Origin of the sequence: Stenotrophomonas sp. TWI587, assembly GCF_039674145.1 — a bacterium.
GTDB lineage: Bacteria > Pseudomonadota > Gammaproteobacteria > Xanthomonadales > Xanthomonadaceae > Stenotrophomonas > Stenotrophomonas maltophilia_AY.
The window spans coordinates 133,854-152,934 of record NZ_JBDJMW010000006.1; the positions used below are offsets into that span (position 1 = coordinate 133,854).

18 protein-coding genes are annotated in these 19,081 nt (G+C 66.7%); 6 read left to right on the plus strand and 12 right to left on the minus strand.

The annotated features are described in order from the left end of the window. The first annotated feature begins 66 nt into the window (after positions 1-66). From ABE464_RS11910 to ABE464_RS11925, 4 genes are read left to right on the plus strand one after another with little or no spacing between them, the layout of a single operon-like run. Entirely contained in the window at positions 67-1,788 is a 1,722-nt protein-coding gene (locus tag ABE464_RS11910) for a penicillin-binding protein activator (protein WP_346472118.1), read from the plus strand. 5 nt (positions 1,789-1,793) lie between these two features. Further along, entirely contained in the window at positions 1,794-2,162 is a 369-nt protein-coding gene (locus tag ABE464_RS11915; protein ID WP_346472223.1) for a YraN family protein, read from the plus strand. Further along, on the plus strand, positions 2,162-2,701 hold the full coding sequence (locus ABE464_RS11920) for a metal-dependent hydrolase (protein WP_346472119.1): 540 nt from the start codon (positions 2,162-2,164) through the stop codon (positions 2,699-2,701). Before ABE464_RS11915 ends, ABE464_RS11920 begins: the two co-directional genes overlap by 1 nt. After that, positions 2,701-4,092, plus strand: coding sequence for an FAD-linked oxidase C-terminal domain-containing protein (locus ABE464_RS11925; RefSeq protein ID WP_346472120.1), 1,392 nt, complete (start codon positions 2,701-2,703; stop codon positions 4,090-4,092). Before ABE464_RS11920 ends, ABE464_RS11925 begins: the two co-directional genes overlap by 1 nt. A 91-nt stretch (positions 4,093-4,183) precedes the next feature. Here ABE464_RS11925 and ABE464_RS11930 read toward each other — a convergent pair whose 3' ends face one another. From ABE464_RS11930 to ABE464_RS11970, 9 genes are all read right to left on the minus strand, one after another. Continuing rightward, entirely contained in the window at positions 4,184-7,120 is a 2,937-nt protein-coding gene (locus tag ABE464_RS11930; RefSeq protein ID WP_346472121.1) for an autotransporter outer membrane beta-barrel domain-containing protein, read from the minus strand. A 108-nt stretch (positions 7,121-7,228) separates the two neighbouring features. Then, a complete protein-coding gene (locus tag ABE464_RS11935; protein ID WP_346472122.1) occupies positions 7,229-8,200 on the minus strand; it encodes a hypothetical protein in 972 nt (323 codons plus the stop codon). Between the two features lie 106 nt (positions 8,201-8,306). Further along, positions 8,307-8,984 (minus strand): hypothetical protein, encoded by a 678-nt coding sequence (locus tag ABE464_RS11940; RefSeq protein WP_346472123.1) that lies wholly within the window; start codon positions 8,982-8,984, stop codon positions 8,307-8,309. A 141-nt stretch (positions 8,985-9,125) separates the two neighbouring features. Continuing rightward, positions 9,126-10,127 carry a fimbrial protein gene (locus tag ABE464_RS11945; protein ID WP_346472124.1) on the minus strand — a complete coding sequence of 334 codons (1,002 nt, stop codon included), beginning with the start codon at positions 10,125-10,127 and terminating at the stop codon, positions 9,126-9,128. Between the two features lie 64 nt (positions 10,128-10,191). Continuing rightward, the gene (locus ABE464_RS11950; protein ID WP_346472125.1) at positions 10,192-10,737 is read right to left on the minus strand and encodes a fimbrial protein; all 546 of its coding nucleotides are present in this window, start codon (positions 10,735-10,737) and stop codon (positions 10,192-10,194) included. Next, positions 10,734-10,973, minus strand: coding sequence for a hypothetical protein (locus tag ABE464_RS11955; RefSeq protein ID WP_346472126.1), 240 nt, complete (start codon positions 10,971-10,973; stop codon positions 10,734-10,736). The genes ABE464_RS11950 and ABE464_RS11955 overlap by 4 nt, the downstream gene beginning before the upstream one ends. Positions 10,974-11,366: 393 nt before the next feature. Further along, positions 11,367-12,344 carry a fimbrial protein gene (locus ABE464_RS11960; protein ID WP_346472127.1) on the minus strand — a complete coding sequence of 326 codons (978 nt, stop codon included), beginning with the start codon at positions 12,342-12,344 and terminating at the stop codon, positions 11,367-11,369. Continuing rightward, complete coding sequence (locus ABE464_RS11965; RefSeq protein WP_346472128.1) at positions 12,337-12,882, minus strand: fimbrial protein; 546 nt, start codon at positions 12,880-12,882, stop codon at positions 12,337-12,339. The genes ABE464_RS11960 and ABE464_RS11965 overlap by 8 nt, the downstream gene beginning before the upstream one ends. After that, the gene (locus ABE464_RS11970; protein ID WP_346472224.1) at positions 12,879-15,323 is read right to left on the minus strand and encodes a fimbria/pilus outer membrane usher protein; all 2,445 of its coding nucleotides are present in this window, start codon (positions 15,321-15,323) and stop codon (positions 12,879-12,881) included. The genes ABE464_RS11965 and ABE464_RS11970 overlap by 4 nt, the downstream gene beginning before the upstream one ends. Before the next feature lie 460 nt (positions 15,324-15,783). On the opposite strand from ABE464_RS11970, the gene ABE464_RS11975 reads away from it, so the two are divergent. Both ABE464_RS11975 and ABE464_RS11980 read left to right on the plus strand, forming a co-directional pair. Next, the gene (locus ABE464_RS11975; RefSeq protein WP_070471763.1) at positions 15,784-16,296 is read left to right on the plus strand and encodes a fimbrial protein; all 513 of its coding nucleotides are present in this window, start codon (positions 15,784-15,786) and stop codon (positions 16,294-16,296) included. A 76-nt stretch (positions 16,297-16,372) separates the two neighbouring features. After that, on the plus strand, positions 16,373-17,095 hold the full coding sequence (locus ABE464_RS11980; RefSeq protein ID WP_102789037.1) for a molecular chaperone: 723 nt from the start codon (positions 16,373-16,375) through the stop codon (positions 17,093-17,095). 40 nt (positions 17,096-17,135) lie between these two features. Here ABE464_RS11980 and thiL read toward each other — a convergent pair whose 3' ends face one another. Genes thiL through ribH form a run of 3 tightly spaced genes read right to left on the minus strand, consistent with a single transcriptional unit; the run spans position 17,136 to position 19,053 of the window. Further along, entirely contained in the window at positions 17,136-18,101 is a 966-nt protein-coding gene (thiL, locus tag ABE464_RS11985; protein WP_346472129.1) for a thiamine-phosphate kinase, read from the minus strand. Positions 18,102-18,109: 8 nt separating this feature from the next. Beyond that, the gene (gene nusB, locus ABE464_RS11990) at positions 18,110-18,589 is read right to left on the minus strand and encodes a transcription antitermination factor NusB (protein WP_346472130.1); all 480 of its coding nucleotides are present in this window, start codon (positions 18,587-18,589) and stop codon (positions 18,110-18,112) included. Further along, positions 18,586-19,053 (minus strand): 6,7-dimethyl-8-ribityllumazine synthase, encoded by a 468-nt coding sequence (ribH, locus tag ABE464_RS11995; RefSeq protein WP_019182514.1) that lies wholly within the window; start codon positions 19,051-19,053, stop codon positions 18,586-18,588. The genes nusB and ribH overlap by 4 nt, the downstream gene beginning before the upstream one ends. Between the last annotated feature and the right edge of the window lie 28 nt (positions 19,054-19,081).

Consider the following 19,081-nt stretch of genomic DNA (forward strand, 5'->3'; position numbering starts at 1 on the left):
GTGGTCAAGGGTAGAATCGTACCGTTCCCCGGCCACGGCCGCTGCCCCCATCGAATGGACCTGATCATGAACAAGCCCGTCGTACGGATCTCCGCCCTTTCGTTGTCGCTGATGCTGCTTGCCGGCTGCGCCACGACCAGCTTCACCAGTGCGCCGGATTCGCCGGCCCAGAGCCAGGCCCTGGCGCTGATCGAGCAGGGCAAGCCGCGCGATGCGGCGGTCCAGCTGGAAGCGCTGGCCAACACCCTGCGCGGCAGTGCCCGCAGCGCCGCGCTGGCCGATGCCGCCTTCGCCTGGCACGAAGCCGGCGATGCCACCCGCGCCCGCACGCTGCTGGCCCAGGTCACTGCGCGCCAGCTCAGCGGCGCCAGCCTGCAGCGGTATCAGCTGACCACCGCCGAGCTGGCCCTGGCCGACAAGCAGCCGGCGCAGGCGCTGGCCGCACTGAAAGAATCGGCCGAGGCGGTCACCCCATCGCTGCGTACCCGCTGGCAGTTGGCGCGCGCCAACGCACTGCAGGCCACCGGCGACAACCTCGGTGCCGCGCTCGAGCGCGCCCGTGCGCACGCCGCGCTGACCGGCAAAGCGCGTACCGACAACCAGCAGGCCATCGCCGGCCTGCTCGGCACGCTGGACGATGCCACCCTGCGCGCCCGCGCGGCGGCACTGCCGGCCAACGAGCCGCTGTACAACTTCGCCGGCCGTGCGCTGATCGCCCGGGGCCTGCCGCTGCCGCGTCCGTTCGATCGCGAAGGCGCCTCGCAGTTCGATACCAGCAAGCGCCCGCCGGCGATGAGCGATGGCTACCGCCCGCCGGTGAAGATGGCGGTGCTGCTGCCGCTCAGCGGCCGCCTGGCCACCGCCGCGCAGCCGGTCCGCGATGGCCTGCTCAGCGGCTATTACGGCGAAACCCGCCGCCGCCCGGACATCCAGTTCATCGATACCGCCGGTACCGCCGCCGGTGCCGTGGCTGCCTACGACAAGGCCGTGACCGCCGGTGCCGATTTCATCGTCGGCCCGCTGGGGCGCGACGAAGTGGATGCCGTGTTCGGCCGCCGCGAGCTGCCGGTGCCGGTGCTGGCCCTGAACCGCGGCAAGGACACCCCGCCGGCCGGCAGCGCCGGTTTCTCGCTGGCCCCGGAAGACGACGGCATCATCGCCGCCGAATACCTGCGCGGCCGCGAGCGCAGCAAGGTGCTGGTGATCCACAGCAACGACGACAACGGCCGCCGTGCCGCCGCCGCCTTCCGCGAGCGCTTCGCGCAGCGTGGCGGGCAGGTGGTGGCCACCATCGGCGTGAGCGACACGGTCGGCGACATCGGTGCGCAGGTGCGCGCGGCAGGCGCCATCGACGGCGTGCTGCTGGCGGTGAAGGCGCCGCAGGCACGTGCACTGACCCCGCAGCTGGCGCTGGCCGGCGCCGGTGGCGCGAGCCGCGTCGGCACCTCGCAGTTGACGGTCGGTGCCGGCAAGCCGGAAGAGGACATGGCGCTGGACGGCATCGTCTATCCGAACGAAGCCTGGAACGTGCGCGGCGTGCCCGGCCTGCCGGCCGCCTCCACCGCCGGGCAGATCCTGCCTTCGGCACGTGGCGCGTCCGGTCGCCTTTTCGCGTTCGGCTTCGATGCCTGGAAGATCAGTGCTTACCTGGACAAGGTCGCGACCGAAGGCGGCCTGGCCGGCGCCACCGGCACCCTGTTCCTGGACAGCAACGGCAACGTGCTGCGGGTGCCGGCATGGTCGACCTTCAGCGGCGGCCGGCCGATGCCGATCGCCAGCAGCAACTGAGCCACGTGCCCACCGGGCGCGCGGTACGCGGTGCGGCGGTGGAAGCCGCCGCACAGCACCATCTTCGTGAGGCCGGGCTGCGTCCGGTTACCACCAACGCGCGGTATCGCCGGGGCGAGATCGACCTGATCATGCGCGACGGCGATGTCGTCGTGTTCGTGGAAGTGCGCTACCGCGCCACTGCCCGCTTCGGCGGCGGCGCGGCTTCGGTGGACCTGCGCAAGCGACGCAAGCTGGTGATCGCCGCGCAGCTGTTTCTGCAGTCCCATCCCTGGCTGGCCGAGCAGCCCTGCCGCTTCGACGTGGTTGAAGCCAGTGGCGAGCCCCCGCAGCTGAACTGGCTGCGCGACGCGTTCCGGCTGGACGACTGCTGATGCCCTCCATCTTCACCCACGCCGCCATTCCGCTGGCGCTGTGGTGCGCCGCGGATCGCGGTCGCATCGCCGCGCCGTTGCTGGCCGCGGGCGTGGTCGCGGCGATGCTGCCCGACGCCGATGTGCTGGCCTTCGCGCTGCACATTCCCTATGCCGACAGCTTCGGCCACCGTGGGGCCAGTCATTCGATCGTGTTCGCTGCGGTGCTGGCCGTGCTCGCTGCGGTACTGCATACGCGCCTGCGCGCCAGTGCAGTGCAGGCCGCCGCGTTCGTTGGCATCAGTGCGCTGTCGCACCCGCTGCTGGACGCGTTCACCTCCGGCGGTCTCGGGGTTGCCCTGTGGTGGCCATGGAGTGGCGAGCGGTTGTTCGCGCCGTGGCGCCCGATCCGCGTATCGCCGTTCGCCGGGCAGTTCTTCAGCGCGCGCGGGCTGGCCACTGTTGTGTCTGAACTGCGTTGGGTGTGGTTGCCGCTGGCCGCCGCCGTGATCGGCTGGCGGCTGATCCAACGCGCCCCTGTGAATTCCCGGAACGCCTGATGTCGACCCCCCCCGCCCTGCCCGCCGCCTTCCTGTCCACCGTGCATGCCCTGCTGGGCGACGACGGGTGGCGCACCGATGACGCGGCACTGGCCGCCCATGCGCAGGACAACTCCTGGCGCAGCCAGCTGCCGCTCGGCGTGGCGTTTCCGCGTGACCGCGAGCAGGTGGTGGCGCTGGTCCGCGCCTGTCGCACGCACCACGTGGCCCTGGTGGCGCGCGGCGCGGGCACCGGCACCACCGGCGCGGCGGTACCGGTCAACGGCAGCATCGTGCTGTCGTTCGCGCGCATGGCGCGCATCCTCGACATCCAACCCGGCAACCGCTGCGCGGTGGTCGAACCGGGCGTGCTCAACGGCGACCTGCAGCAGGCGTTGATGCCGCACGGCCTGTTCTGGGCACCGGACCCGTCCAGCGCCGACATCTGCAGCATCGGCGGCAACCTGGCGTGCAATGCCGGTGGCCCGCGCGCCGTGAAGTACGGCACCAGCCGCGACAACGTGCTCGGCCTGGTGGCGGTCACCGGCGCAGGCGACCTCATCCACTGCGGCGGCGCTTACACCAAGGACGCCACCGGCTACGACCTCACCCACCTGCTGGTCGGCAGCGAAGGCACCCTGGCGCTGATCGTGGAAGCCACGCTCAAGCTCACCCCGCTGCCGGTCGCCCAGGCCGGGTTGCGCGTGCTGTACCGCGATGCCGATGCGGCCGCCGCAGCCGTGTCGCGCCTGATGGCGCAACCGGTGGTGCCCACGCGGCTGGAATTCATGGACGCGCGCAGCCTGGCGCTGCTGCGTCGCAATGGCGCGGACGTGCCCGAGGCCGGCGCAATGCTGCTGGTGGAAGCCGACGGCGACCACGACACCCTGCCCTACCTGCTGCAGGCACTGGCCACCGCCGCCGAAGGCGACGGCCTGCTGGCGCTGGACGTGGCGATGGAAGGGGCCGCGCGCGAGAAACTGTGGGCCGCGCGCAAGGCGCTGTCGCCCGCGCTGCGCAGCATCGCCCCGGGCAAGATCAACGAAGACGTGGTGGTGCCGGTGTCGCGCATCCCTGACCTGGTCGCCGGCGTGCAGGCGCTGGCGCGCGAGTACACGCTGACCATCGTCACCTTCGGCCATGCCGGCAACGGCAACCTGCACGTCAACATCCTGTACCACCCCGACGACGCCGACGAGAACGCACGCGCGCATGCCGCGCTGCCGAAGATCTTCGAACTGACCTTGGCGCTCGGCGGCACGTTGTCCGGCGAGCACGGTATCGGGCTGGCCAAGCGCGATTTCATGGCCCAGGCCTTCTCCCCCGCCACGCTGGCGGCGATGCGGGCGATCAAGCACGCGCTGGATCCGGACGGCATCCTCAACCCGGGCAAGGTGCTGCCGCCGGCATAGACCGCGGGCTCTACAACGGTGTGTCGTTCGCAGAATCGATCAGCGCTCTGCAGGGGTCGGATCCCAGCGGATCCGACCCCTGCAGCACTTCTTACCAGGCCATGCGCAGACCCACCTGGCCACCCACGTTGCGATAGCCATGGTCGCCGCGCTGCACGGTCATCCCACCCCATGCGCCCCAGCGCTGGCCCAGCTTCAGCTCCGCGCCAGCCTGTACCTCATAGCGGTTGCGCGGTACATCCGCACCCAGCGTGTCACCGTTGAACTGCAGCGTGCTGGTGCCGCTGCCACGCAGCCAGTTGACACCCAGGTAAGGCTGCACGATGTTGCCGGCTGCGGTGCCATGGCCGAACACACGCGCGCCCAGGCGCCCGCTCAGACCACCGACATCGGCCTGGTCGATCACCGTGCCGTTCGTTTCCACGTGTCGATCACCACGATAGTTGACATGGGACAGCTGCAGCTGAGGCTGCACATACAGCGCACTGGCAGCGCCCTGCCACACATTGAAGGTGTAGCCGGTCTCCAGCGATGCACTGGCCACGCGCGAATCATAGTGCTCCGGCTCCAGGCCAATGCCTTGCACCCGGTTGTCGAAACGGCCGTACTGCAGGTTCGCATCGATGTAGGCACCCTGCGTGCCATCGGCATCCTGCATCCAAGTGCCGTACACCCCTACCGCGTTACCGCGCACGCGACCCTTGGCGCTGTAGCCGGTCAGCTCGGACACTACGGTGCTGTCGGTGCGGCCGCTGCCCAACATCACGCCAAAGGCGGCATTACCCCGACGCAGCAGGTCGCTGCCAATCTGCAGTACCGACGTATTGCCATCCACCGACAGCTGACCGCCGACCGCGCTGAAATCCGCCTGTTGGCGGCCCATGCGCGCCCATGCAGTGGGACCGTCCTGTAGCGACACCGCGCCAATACGATCGTTCAAGCGATGGGCAAACATGTTGATGGCGGCCGACTGATTGGCCAGGTAGGCACCGGCCTCCGGGCGCAGCACCGGCGGCGGGATGACCGGGTCGCCGCCGCCGCCCTCACCTTCTTCACCGCCCTCACCCGGGTCAGGACCCGGACCGGGACCAGGATCGACCACACAGCCCGGCGCGTTCGGATCATCCGCACATACATCGAACCATTGCGAGCGCAGGTACCAGTTGCCGTCGGAAGGATCGGCAAGACCGCCCTGGAACAGGAAGTACTCATGGGAACCGCCCACCGCACGTCCGGCCAGCGCATAGGTCGCCTGCGATGCGCCATCCACCTCGATGAGCTGGATGCCGTCGGTCGTCTGAGCGCCGGCACCCCCGATGTTCCTCACCGCAATACTGGCATCACCCGAAGTATCGCCACGCACATGCAGGCGATCAAAGAGGCTGTCGTCACCGCCCAGCGTCCCCTGGAACAGGAACGTCGCACCTTCGCTGTGCAGATCGCCGTCCACGGTGAGCGTGTTGAATCGGCCACTACCGTCGGACAACGCCACGCCACTGTTGAGCACCTGCAGGTCACCCACCGTGGCGTCGCTGGTCAGCGTCCACTGGCTGCCGCTTTCGATCGCCATCGTCTGCACCAGATCCGACGAACCCTGCCATAGCGACCCGTCAGCCAGGCGTACATGCACATCGGACTGTGGCACCAGGCCGGCGTCCTCGTCCTCGGGGGTGATGACGATGTCGCCGACCATCTGCGAACCGCCTTGGACCACCACGTCGAAGCGCCCAGCCACTGCCGCGTCCAGCGCAACGGCAATACCATTGCCACCCGACACGTACGCGCCATTGGCCAGGGTCAACCCCGCATCACGGCTGCTGCGCACCCACACGCCGCCATGCTGCGCGCTTGCCAGCGAACCACCGTCGATGCCCAGGCTGCCGTTGTCGTTGATCACCGCGGCCCACGCCCCCTCGCCTTCGGTGCGGACGTGAGTGTTGATCAACGTCATTCCACCGCCGCCGCCGGTCAGTACGCCATGCGCCTGCCGTCCTTCAGTGAGGATGACACTGTCCTGCAGGTGGATGCTGCCGCCCTGGCGCGCCACCGCGCCAATCGCACCCGCGCCCGAGGTGTGAACCTGGGCCGCACGCGCAGTGATGATCGGGCCGGCGCCGATGCCAGTGAAGTCGGCATATAGACCATGGCTGCTCTCGCCGGACGTGGTCACACTCACGCTGTCCAGATCCACCGTACCGGTTCGTGCATCGATGCCGGCCGCACGATCACCCTCACTGATGACGGAACTGCGTGCCATTGCCAGCGTGGAGTCGGAGAACATCTTGACGGTTCCGGTCCCGTTGCCGGTGCTGTGGAAGCTGGAGTCCGCCACAGTGACTGCATTGCCACGGCCATTGATATCCAAGGCAATGCCGCTGGACCTCACGGTGCTTCCTGAAAGGTCGAGCAGGTTGCCATCGCCCAGCCAGATGCCCGACTCGCCTTCAATTGCAACGCCCGCCAAGGTCATGTTCGCACCGGTGGCCGACACCGCGCGGCTACCCAGCCCCATCGCCGAGATCGAGCCACCGGTCATGGTGATGTCACCGCCACCGGCGAGACCGACCGACGACACACCCTCCATGCGGATGTTTACATCCTGCAGCGTGGCCTGGCTGCCGGTATGCGCCACGACGCCCGTGCCGGTGCCCTTGTTGATGACGTCGGTCGCCGTCAGATGCAGTTCACCGCCCGTCGTCGCCAGCGCCGTGGTGGCACCAAAGCCGGTCGTGACCAGGGTCGAGCCGTTCAGTTCGATACGGCTGCCAGCACCTTCGGCACGGGCGGCGGATGCGCCATCGCCACTGGCGCTTACGTTGACCGCGCCCAACGGCACGATGCTGCCGCCGTTGAGCGCATGGAAGGCATGATTGCCGACTCCGGTTGCGCTGTAATCACCCGCTGCAGGGGTTTGTTCATCACCGTCGGCGATGACCTGCTGTGCGTGTGCACGGACGGGAATGCCTGCAGCGAGTACGGCGGCGAGGGCTATGGCCAGCGCTGAGTAGTGAATGTGATGGAATCGCACGTGGGGGGTCTGTGTTTGTCGAGACCGGCATGGTGGATGGCGTGTTGGGCACCCACCATGCAATTAGTTGCAATGTCGAATGGGACGTTTCGAGGCGTACGTGGCCGTTCAACGATGGTCGAGTGTCAACGTTGCTTCGCCACGCAGATATCCAGGCACCAGCGCAGCGTCGGTGCGGATGTACTGGATCTCAAAGGGAACACGCTGTCGACCGGCCGCGGAAAGGCCATGCCGCCAGCGGCTGGCAAACCGGACGGGCGCCCCGTCTCTCAGCAGCCGCAGACGCACTCCCCGGGCCACCGAATCGGTGGTTGGAACCAGTTGCCCGGGCACGCCGCTGTCGCCATGGACATCCGCCACGGTGAGGTTCAGCGGCGTACCCGCCGATCTGCAGTTCACAACGACCTCCAGCGGGCGGGTACCTGCGGTGGCCCCTGGTGTGGACAGATCCACCGCCTGCGCCGGTTCCAGCGCGAGCGCAGCATCGCTCGCCGTGCAGGGCAGTTGTGGCAGGCGGAGCCTCAGCACCACCGTGTACCGCAGTACAACCGCAGGATTGTTCTTCAACGAAAATTCCACACTGCCGCGGAAGGCTGGCACCTCCGTCATCACCCCGCCGCGCGAAAACAGAACCACCCCCAGCATTGGCTCGGCGACTCGGCCGAATCCGGTTTCGATCGTGGTCTCTGTGGACTGGTCGATACGCAGCGGAACCGGTTGGTTCATGGGAAGCCGCAGTACGCGAAACACAATCAAAGGCGACGACGCACTGAATGCGTATGCCGGGTACCACTGCCCCGACCAGAAGACGTCACGGATGTAGGTCAGTCCTGGCATCGACGGACGGATGAGGACCGGTACGCGGTCGCCCGTCGAGCATCCGGTGAAACGGGACACCGTGGGCGCCGACAGTGGCCCATCCAGTGGCACGTCGGCCGTGGGTTCCTGGGCAATGCCACGGTCGCCCCACAGTTCGTGCTCCACTTGATTGACAGCGGTGCAGGCCAGCGCCGGTGCACTGGCCATGGCGGCTGCCCACAACAGGCATAGACGCACGGAACCAACCGGGGACGGTGTCATGTCATCTCCTTGGCAGAAGTCATTTCACCCTCACCGCTGCCACCGGCCCACACCATCGAATCGGTTGCAGAAGCGCGGGCGCCCATGTGCTTGGACATCATGGGCGTTACCGCGCATCAGCGCTGAAGCGGGGCGCAAGATAGTAGTACGCACTGCTGTCCAAGCCTGGGAACATCGGTGAGCGCAGCGAGACCACTCCGGTACGGATGCTGGACGAGTGCATCTGTCCGCCGCGCGAGAACACCAGCGCCGTGTAGTTGATGGTGTATTGCAGGCCATCGCCGGCGCACGTTTCGTACATGATTTCCATCTCCTCGCCCAGGCGCAGCGGCCTGCGGTCGAAAACATTCCAGTACACGTCGAAGGCCAGCAGCGCCGAATCAGCCGAGGTGGCGTAGGACGCATACGTTCGGCCCTCGTACTGCAGTTCACCCACATAGGTAAGCCCCGGGATGTCCAGACGCACGATGACAGGAATCGGCCCACCGGGGAACGGACACTTCCTCATCGCCAAGCGCCCGCGCTCCTGATCAATGAAGATCCGCGGTTGTGTGGGAGCAGACGCATAGAACGAATCAAGCACAACGTCGGGATACGCCGTGTAGTGCTCGCATGCTGCTGCTGTACCGGAGACCATCAGCGCACCGGCAAGGAGCGCCGCCCCCTGCCGGAGTGGGCCGCGCAACACCTGCTTGTTACCGGCGATGGCCACGTCTGGTGCGCGGCGCACGTTGGTTCCGCGCAGTGAAGAGAAAAGTGTGGAACGAATGGACTCAAGTTTCATGTTGGCGCCTTGGCGAAGATCGGACGATCCTAGCCATCGCTGCTGTGCCAAACCATCCAATATGTTGCAGAATCGCCAACGCGCGGGTACCTGTCGGCGATTGCCCCACGCGCATCACCTGCACGGGCGAACTTCACGGTCTTACCAGTAGTCGACGTTGAGCACCGCCTCTCCCTTGATCAGACCAGGCATCAACGGCTCATCGGTCCGGATGTAGCGAGCGGTGAATGCAATGTCATGCGTTCCGCCAACACCCGGTTCGAAATTCCAGATACGTCCGAAGTTCACTTCACTCCCCGCTTGCAGGAGCTGCACCCGCACACCTTTGGCATCTGAATCAGCCGTGGGTGTCAGTTGGCTTCCCGAATTTGTCGGGTCGCCAGCATCGGTCAGGGTGATCTGCGCGCGCGGCGCATCCGTGCCGCAACTCAGGCGGACCGCCACCGGCTTCTCCTTGGCAGTGCTGCCCGGCGTGGGCAACTCTGCCCACTGGACATCCTGAAGCGTTTCAGAGACATCCTGCAGCGGACAGGTCACGGCCGGGAACTGGGGCGCGAGATAGTAGGCCGATGTCACATCAAGCTCAGGGTGTGCCGGCGATCGCAGCGACACCTGCCCGGTCCGCACGCTGGACGTGCGCATGCGCCCGCCGCGCGAGAAGACCAGCGCCGTGTAGTTGATGGTGTTCTGCACGCCATCACTTGAATTGGTTTCATACGGCAACTCCAGTTCCTCGCCCAAACGCACGGGCCTGCGATCAAGGAAGTTCGAGAAGGTATCGAAGGCAAGCAGCGCTGAGTCGGTGGCAGTGGCATAGGATGCGTAGGTCCGCCCTTGGTATTGGATGTCCCCAGCATAGGTCAACCCAGGAACCTCCAGGCGCACGAAGACCGAAACGATGCCACCGGGCAGCGCGCATTTTTGATAGGCAACCCGGCCTCGCTCCTCAGCCATGAAGACATTGGGTCCAGTCGGAGCAGACGTATAGACGGTGTCGAGCAGCACGTCCGGCTTCGCCGAGTATTGCTCACAGGCAACCACGGTACCAGCGGATAGCAGGAGTGCCAGCGAAGTGAACAGTTTCGCGGGGAGCGACATGCGCGTCGATACGCCGGTAGATGAGGTGCGGACAAGGACAGACATACAACGATCTCCATTTCAGCAGATAGCCAGTGGCCGGCGCACATCGCGCGCGTACGGCCATCACTCACTCGTAGTCAGCGGTAACCACGATTTCGGTGGATACCCCGCCGGCGCTCAGCGACGCACCGCTCGGCGCGTGGTAAGCCGCGCGCAGGTCGTAGCGCGCGGTGGCGCCGGTCACCGACACATCGATGCCGGTGTCGCCGTCCTTCAGATAGGTGGTGCCTGTGGTGCCCGACAGCAGCGAGATCGAGACGCCGCTGGCCGGATCGGTGGTCGCGGTGTTCTTCCAGCGCTCGGCATCGCCATCGGCCGCGGTGCCGGCGAAGGACAGCACGGCCTTGCTCACGCCCACGCAGCCGTTGAACTCCAGCGCGCCGGCCTTGATCTGGCTGTCCGCGCCGGGAGTGAGGTCACTGGCCTTGATCTCGTCCAGATCGATCGGCGCGGCGGTCAGCGTGCAGGTGCCGGGCAGCACCCGGCCGGTGATGGTGAGGGTGGCGGTGTCAGCCACGGCCAGCGGCGCGGCGGCCAGCAGGGCGGTGCACAGGGTGATGCGGTTGAACAGGTGCATGCGGAACTCCAGATAGAGAGAGGAAAGGGAACTCAAAACGAGGATTCGCCAGGCGCTTCCAGTGCGGCCTGCAGACCCGGGCTGGGCGCAGGTAGCGGGGTGCAGACCGCGTGGCTCCACGACAGGCCGTAGGCATCGGGGGTGGTGTATTCCAGGCGGTAGGCACGCTCTGGCGCGACCAGACCCAATGCCAGCGATACGGCGGCGGCCGTTGCCAGGCAATGGCGTGCGCGACGAAGAGGCGGAGCGAAGACAAGCGAGCATGCATTCATTGCAACGATGATTCGACGTCGGCTGAAACCGACACCGCCCTGGGGATGAGGGGCGCAGCGTAGGCGCCTACCCCGGGTCATCCCATGCAATTAGTTGCAATGCTCAATGCAATCACCGGAATTAAAGAGATTTTGCCTATCTCAATTTCAAGCGCATTCATTTTCCGAGCACCTCACGCACGAGGATGCCGCGTTGACCTCTTCGCTCTACCCCTGTCTGCCCACGCCGTCGCACGCCTGCCGGATACACCCCGCAGAAGCGACGGAGACCGCGTCCGGCACCGCGATAGGCGCTCACGCCGACGAGGGCATTACCCTGCTCGGCTGCCTGCAGCGCATTCGCCACGCGGTGTTGGCGTTCATGTCAGCGACGGCGGACACCGCCGTGCGGCGCTACCAGTAGTCCGCAGTGAAGATCGCCTCGCCTTTGATGGCGCCAGCACCGAGTGGCTCGCTGACACGGATGTAGCGCGCGGTGAATTCATGATCGTGAACACCATCGGTACCGGGATTGAAGTCCCACGCTTGGCCGAACTGCACTTCGACGCCGCTTCTCAACAGCTGCACCCGGACGCCCTTCGCGTTCGAATCCGCAGAAGGCGTCAGCATGCTGCCGGTGTTGGCGGCATCGCCAGCGTCGGTCAGCATGACATCGGCGCGCGGCACTGCGGCGGCACAGTCCATGCGAATGGCAACCGTTTTCTCCTTGGCGGTGGCGCCCGGCGCAGCCAATTCGGAGGCGGCCACGTCCTGGAGCATTTCGGACGCATCGCGCAACAAACAGGTCGTGGGGGGAAATGTCATCTTGACGCTCACCGGAACCGTCGCATTCAGTGTCGGCTGCAGAGGCGCTGTGAACTGCACGTCCGCCAAGGCCTGAAAGTCCCTCATCCTCCCACCACGGCTGTATACATAAGCGATCACAATCTGGTTGCCATTGGCATCCACCTTTTCGACTCTGTTGTTGCCAATCCGCATCGGGTGGTAAGTCGAGTCAACCGAGAGGACGAATCCGATCAGCGCGGCGTCCGGCCCCACTTCATACAACGGTAATGGACCGGTCAATGGATACGCGGTGAAATCGACATCCGTGACCCAGCGCATGCCCGGCGCACTCACCGTTACGTCGACCTGCATTGGTGTGGCTGCGGGGCACCCGCCAAAACCAACGTTGGTGCCATCGTCCCAGATCATCCTGATGGTATCGGGATGGGTGGATCTGCTCTTGTCGATCACGATGGGGGCCATCACCGTCGCGGTGCACGCCCGGGCCGGCGCTGAGAAAGCCACCAGCCCAAGGAAAGCGAGCGCTGTGCCGGCGAGGCACTTCCTTCCCGCGTGGTCCATCACGTTGCGCAGGGAGCTACTCATAGTCTGCTGTCACCACGATTTCCGTGGACACGTCACCGGCGCTCAATACCGCACCGGTAGGCGCGTAGTAGGCCGCGCGCAGGTCGTAGCGCGCGGTGGCGCCGGTCACCGGCACATCGATGCCGGTGTCGCCGTCCTTCAGATAGGTGGTGCCTGTGGTGCCCGACAGCAGCGAGATCGAGACGCCGCTGGCCGGGTCGGTGGTCGCGGTGTTCTTCCAGCGCTCGGCATCGCCATCGGCCGCGGTGCCGGCGAAGGACAGCACGGCCTTGCTCACGCCCACGCAGCCGTTGAACTCCAGCGCGCCGGCCTTGATCTGGCTGTCCGCGCCGGGAGTGAGGTCACTGGCCTTGATCTCGTCCAGATCGATCGGCGCGGCGGTCAGCGTGCAGGTGCCGGGCAGCACCCGGCCGGTGATGGTGAGGGTGGCGGTGTCAGCCAGGGCCAGCGGCGCGACGGCCAGCAGAGCGGTGCACAGGGTGATGCGGTTGAACAGGTGCATGCGGAACTCCGGATAGAGAGAGGAAAGGGAACTCAAAACGACGATTCGCCAGGCGCTTCCAGTGCGGCCTGCAGGCCCGGGCTGGGCGCAGGCAGCGGGGTGCAGACCGCCTGGCTCCACGACAGGCCGTAGGCATCGGGGGCATCGGGGGTGGTGTATTCCAGGCGACAGCGCTGCGCGCCGTCGGGGTCGACGATCAGGGCACCCTGCGCCGGCGCGCCGCGCAACTGGATCACCCCGCCCTGCCCGACCGCACCGAATGCGCGGCCGGCCTCGTCTTCAACGCGGGCGGCGAACGGCAGGGGCTGGCCCAGCGCGTCGGTGGCATCGATGAACAGCGTGCGCTCGCGCTTGGCGTTGAAGGCCACCCGCACGATGCTGCCGGCGGTGGGGGCGACACGCTGCGAGGTCTGCAGCAGTTCCACATCCAGCGGCAGGCCGGACGGGTCCAGGTCGATCTGGTTCCAGCGGTAGGGGCTGACGTGCGGCAGCAACGCATAGCCATTGCGCGCCACCCGGGTATCGCTTCCGTACCCGACCTTTGCCCCATGCGCACCCTCGGCCTGGATCAACGCAAAGCCGTCGCCCACCGGGGCGCCGAGGTTGACGCCGCCGCCATGCAGCACCACGCTGCCGGCCGCGCTGGCCGACACCGCGCTGTAGTCGCCGGAACGGGTATACCCCGCGCTGAAGGTGCCACGTCCGCCCTGGTAGGTGGTGTAGGCACTGGTACTGCGCTGGCCGTTGCTGGCATCGCTGGCCGACAGGCTGTAACTCAGTGCGCGGTCCTCACCCAGCGTGCCGTTGATGCCCAGCTGCGCCTGGTGACCGGCAGCGGACTGCCCGACCTGGCTGCTCAGGCGCGGCGCACTCGGGCTGCGGCCCAGCGGCACGCTCACGTTGAATGCATAGCGGGTGTCCTGGCGGCCGTTGCCCAACTGGTAGCGCATCGCGGAGATGCCGTAGTTGGCGCGGCCCCAGGTGCTCTGGAAGCGCAGCTGGAAATCGTTCTGGCGGTCGGCGCTGTCCCAGTAGCTCACATGGCCCCCGCTCAGCGACAGCGTGCTGCGCTCGCCCACTCGCTGCGAGAAGTTCACCTGGTAGCGCTGGCGCGCACGGCGGCCATAGCCCCAGTCGTCGCTGCGTGCGTCGGCGAAGTCGGTCAGGGTGAGATAGCCCTGCGTGCTGTAGCGGTGCGCGGCCAGGCCGAAGTTGGTGCCGGTGGCGGCAACATAGCGCTGGAAGTTGAGCCGCACACTGTTGCCGGTCACCTGCTCGCCGTTGCTCAGGCGTGCGCGCGAATGGGTGATGTCGGCACCGAACGCGCCGATCGGCGTGTTCACCGCACCGCCGACCAATGCCGCCTGGAAACCTTCACTGGCCTGTACGCCGCCCAATGCGGTGAAGCGGTTGCTGATGCCGCGTGCGTAGGTGCCTTCGGCAAAGCGCAGGTCTTCACCGCCGCGACGGGAGGCGCGCAGTTCACCAGCGGTGGCGCTGAAGCGGCTGGCGCCGGGGCGCAGCGCCTGCGGCACCGCCGAGAAGCTGACCTTGAAGCGCTGGGTCCGGCCGTCGGCTTCGGTGACAGTCACGTCCAGGTCGCCGCCGAAGTTGGTGGGGTACAGATCCTCGATGGAGAACGGCCCCGGCGCGACGGTCACCTCATGGATGACATGGCTGTTCTGGCGGATGGTGACCACCGCGTTGCCCTCGGCAATGCCCTGCACCACCGGGGCAAAGCCGCGCAGCGAATCGGGCAGCATGCGCTCGTCGGTGGCCACGCGTGCACCGCTGAAGGCCACGCTTTCAAACAACTCGCCGCCGGTGCTGCTCTGGCCGATCAGCAACTGGCTGTTGAGCCACGGCAGGTCGCGCTGCAGGTGGCTGCTGATCACATCGTGTCGCGAACCGTGCGTGCCCTGGCTGAACGACGCGCGATGGCGCAACCGCCAGGCACCCAGATTGATGCCCGCATTGACGCTGGCGTAGGTGTTGTCCTGCCCTTGGCTGCGATTGTGGTTGACGTTGTAGTCGAAGAATCCTGCCGTGACGCCATAGTCGCGCTGCGCCGGTGCCACGTAGCCACGCGCGGTGCTGACCTGTGCGGCCTGCGGAACCGTCACCAGCAGCTGCAACGCGCCGCTGTCGAAGCTGACCGTGGCGCCCGGCACGATGGCCACCAGGTCGACACAGGCCGACGCATCATCACCCAGTGGCGTCAGGTAGGCATCCTTCAGACCCAGTTCGCGCACCAGTGCCACCGGCAGGCACGGCACGGCGCCCTGTTCGCCCGGCACGAAGGTGATGTCGCGGCTTTCGCGGAACGCCCCGTTGACCACCAGGTCCAGCGGGTACACGCCTGGCGCCATCGGATTGCCCTGCGCGTAGCGCTGTAGGTCGATGGCCTCGCCGCCGATCAGGAACCCCTCGCTGAACTGCAGGCCGTCGAGCGGATCGGCCCGGCTTGGCGCGACCATACCCAATGCCAGCGAGACGGCGATAGCCGTTGCCAAGCAGTGGCGCGTGCGACGACGAGGCGGAGCGAAGACTGGCGAGCATGCATTCATGGCGACGATCATTCGACGTCGGCTGAAACCGACATCTCCCTGTGGATGAGGGGTCGCAGCGTAGGGGTCTACCGCGCGTCATCCCATGCAATTAGTTGCAATGCTCAATGCAACCCTTAGAACTAGAGAGATTTTGCCTATCTAAGTTTCAAGCGCATTCATTTTCAGCGTCACCCGATCTGCAGTTTTTGAAATGCGGCGGATTCCCTATAGGTGTCACGCGCGGGCACGGTGCGCCGTGCATTGAACGCCACCTGTACAAACGGCGGCCATTTAAGACACCGCCTATCGTTTGCAACTTATTGCATGGTTCCGAGATATGTCTGGAACGACACTGCGCTCCTCGTATTTTCCAACCCGAGTGCAGATCATGTTGAACAAATTGAATGTAGCGATCATTTCCCTGCTGGCTGCCACGGCCGCACCGTCGGCCATGGCCGAGAAGCTGGAGATCACCGGCGAGCTGATGACCTCCACCTGCGCGGTGGACTCCACCGGCGGCACCATCACCGTGGCCATGGGCCAGGTCGACCTGAAGTCGGTCAACGCCAACACCCGTGCCGGCCAGAAGAACTTCAGCATCGGCCTGGACTGCTCCGGTTCGGGCAGTTCCCAGGAGGTGGGTGTGCGCTTTGGCGGCACGCCGCATGGCAGCACCGGCAACCTGGGTGTCGCTCCGGGCGGCGCGCAGAACGTGGGCGTTGCGCTGTACGACGCCGCCGGTGCGCACCAGAAGATCGGTGAAGATCCCACGCAGTGGGTGGTCATTCCTGCCGACGGCAAAGGCCAGCTGGACTACAGCGCGTGGTACGCCTCGCCGGGCCAGGACGCAACGGCCGGCAAGGCCGATGCCTCCGGTGATTTCGTGGTGCTCTACAAGTAACTCAACGCCCTTTCGCCGTACCTGCCGCACGTGCGGCAGGTACGGCACTTTCTTCTGGAGCAGGTGAGCAATGAACATGCGCATTACATCCCGGGCGTTCGCCCTGGTGACGCTGCTGCTGGCGAGCCATGCCTCGCTGGCCGCGGTTACGCTGCAAGGCACCCGCATCGTGCACGACGCAGGCAAGGGTCGCGACGTCACAGTGAAGGCAAGCAACGGTGGCGACCAGCCGGCCATGGTGCAGGTGTGGGTGGACGCGGGCGATAGTCATGCCCGGCCGGAGAACGTGCGCACGCCGTTCCGGCTTACCCCGGCCGACCCGCGCCTGCTGCAGGCGCATCAGGGCCAGGCCTATCGCATCACCTATGCACCGCGCCCGTCGGAGGCACCGCTGCCAACCGACCGCGAATCGGTGTTCTATTTCAACCTGCTGGACATTCCGCCCAAGCCGACCGATGCCGCAGGCAAGAATCTGCTGCAATTCGCCGTGCGCACGCGTGTGAAGCTGTTTCACCGTCCCGCAGGGTTGCCCGGCAACGCCCGCGATGCCGCGGCTGCGCTGGTATGGACCGGTGCGGGCAATGCCTTGCAGGTCACCAACCCTACCGCCTACCACGTCACCCTGAGCACGCTGACGCTGGCGGACGGCCGCAAGGTGGAGGTGGACATGATCGCCCCGGGCCAGCAGGTGCGCTACGCGCTGCCGGCGGGTGCCCCGATGCCGGCGAAGGTGACGTTCCAGTGGCTGGACGACTACGGCACGCCGCGGGACCAGCAGGCGACCGTGAGCATCCCGTAACACCCGCATCGCGACCGTGGCGCCGGGCTCTGCCGGCTGCTCACTCCGCGAAGTGCTGGTAGCCGCCGGGCCCGGTTTCGCCTTCGCACTGCACGCCCTGCCCTTCCACGATGCGGCCGATGCGGGTGAGCGGCAGGCGCAGCGATTCGGCCACGGCATGCAGCGCCTCGCGCTGGTCGGCGGCGGCGGTGAAACACAGTTCGTAATCGTCGCCGCCGCGCAGGGCACACGCACGCGCGGCGTCGCGGCCAAGCACCGCACGCAGGGCCGGTGACAGCGGCACGGCGTCGGCATCCACTTCGGCACGCACGCCACTGCGCGTGGTGATGTGGCCCAGGTCGGCCAGCAGGCCGTCAGAGATATCCACGGCAGCATGCGCGAAGGCACGCAGGCGCAGGCCCAGCGTCACCCGTGGGGTCGGCCGCAGCAGGCGCAGGCGCAGTGTTTCGTAATCACCCAGCACGGTGGCGGTGGCGATGTTCAACTCGCCGCGCTGCCACAGCTGCAGGGCGCCAGCGGCGTCGCCGAGTGTGCCGCTCACCCAGATGTCATCGCCCACCTGGGCGCGGTCGCGGCGCAGCGCCTGGCCACGTGCCACCTGCCCCATCGCCGTGACCGACAGCGACAGCGGACCACGCGTGGTGTCGCCGCCGATCAACGCGATGGCGTGTTCGTCGGCCAGCGCGAAGAAGCCGTCGGCGAAGGATTCGATCCAGTCCGGGTGCGCGTCGGGCAGCGACAATGCCAGCGTGCACCAGGCCGGGCGTGCGCCCATCGCGGCCAGGTCGGACAGATTGACCGCCAGGGTCTTCCAGCCGATGTCGAAGGGCATGGTCTCGGCCGGGAAATGCACGCCGCTGTTGAGCGTGTCGGCGGTGACCACCAGCTGTTCGTTCGGGCGCGGCTGCAGCAGCGCCGCGTCATCACCGATGCCGAGCACCACGTCGTCGCGCTCGGCGGTGCGGGCACGGATGCGATCGATCAGATCAAATTCGGCAAGGGACATGGGGCCGATCAGCCCCCGTTTTCGACCTTGCGCCACTCGGCGGAAGCACGGTCCAGCACGCCATTGACGTAGGTGTGGCCATGCTCGGAGCCGAAGCGCTTGGCCGACTCGATCGCTTCGTTGATCACGACGCGGTACGGCACGTCCAGGCGGTAACGCATTTCATACGCAGCCACACGCAGCGCGGCGCGTTCAATCGCATCCACTTCTTCGATGCCGCGATCCAGGTACGGATCGATCGCCGCGTCCAGATCCTTGCGGTTGTCGAGCACGCCGTGCACCAGCGCTTCGAAGTAGGCCAGATCCGCGATTTCGCGGGCCTGCTCGTGGGCGAACTGGGCGATGACGCTCTGCGCGTTGCCACCGGAGATCTGCCACGCGTAGATCGCCTGCAGCGCACGACGACGCGCGCGCGAACGCAGCACGGGGTCGACGCCATCACGGCGGACGGGTTTACCGGAGGGCTTGCCCTGGTTTGACTTGTTCATGGCAGCTGCTCCAGAAGATTGACCATTTCCAACGCCGTCAGTGCGGCTTCCTCACCCTTGTTGCCGTGGCTGCCACCCGCGCGGGCTTCGGCATCCTCGACCCGTTCCACCGCCAGCACGCCATTGAGCACCGGCACGCCGAAGTCCAGCTGCACGCGCATCAGGCCCTCGGCGCAGCGGTCGGCCACGTGTTCGTAATGGCGGGTATCGCCCCGGATCACACAGCCCAGGGTGATGATCGCGGCATGCTGATGGGCAGCGGCCAGACGCGCGGCAACCAGCGGCAGTTCCCACGCGCCAGGCACGCGGATCACATCGATGGCGGACTCGTCGATCCCGTTACCGGCCAGGCTCTGGCGTGCACCGGCCACCAGCACGTCGGTGATGCGGGCATTCCAGCGGCTGGCGAGGATGGCGAAACGGGCCTTTTCCGGAGTACGGAGGTCGCCTTCGTAATGGCTCATGTTCGGCGTGGGGTCCATTTAATAGGTG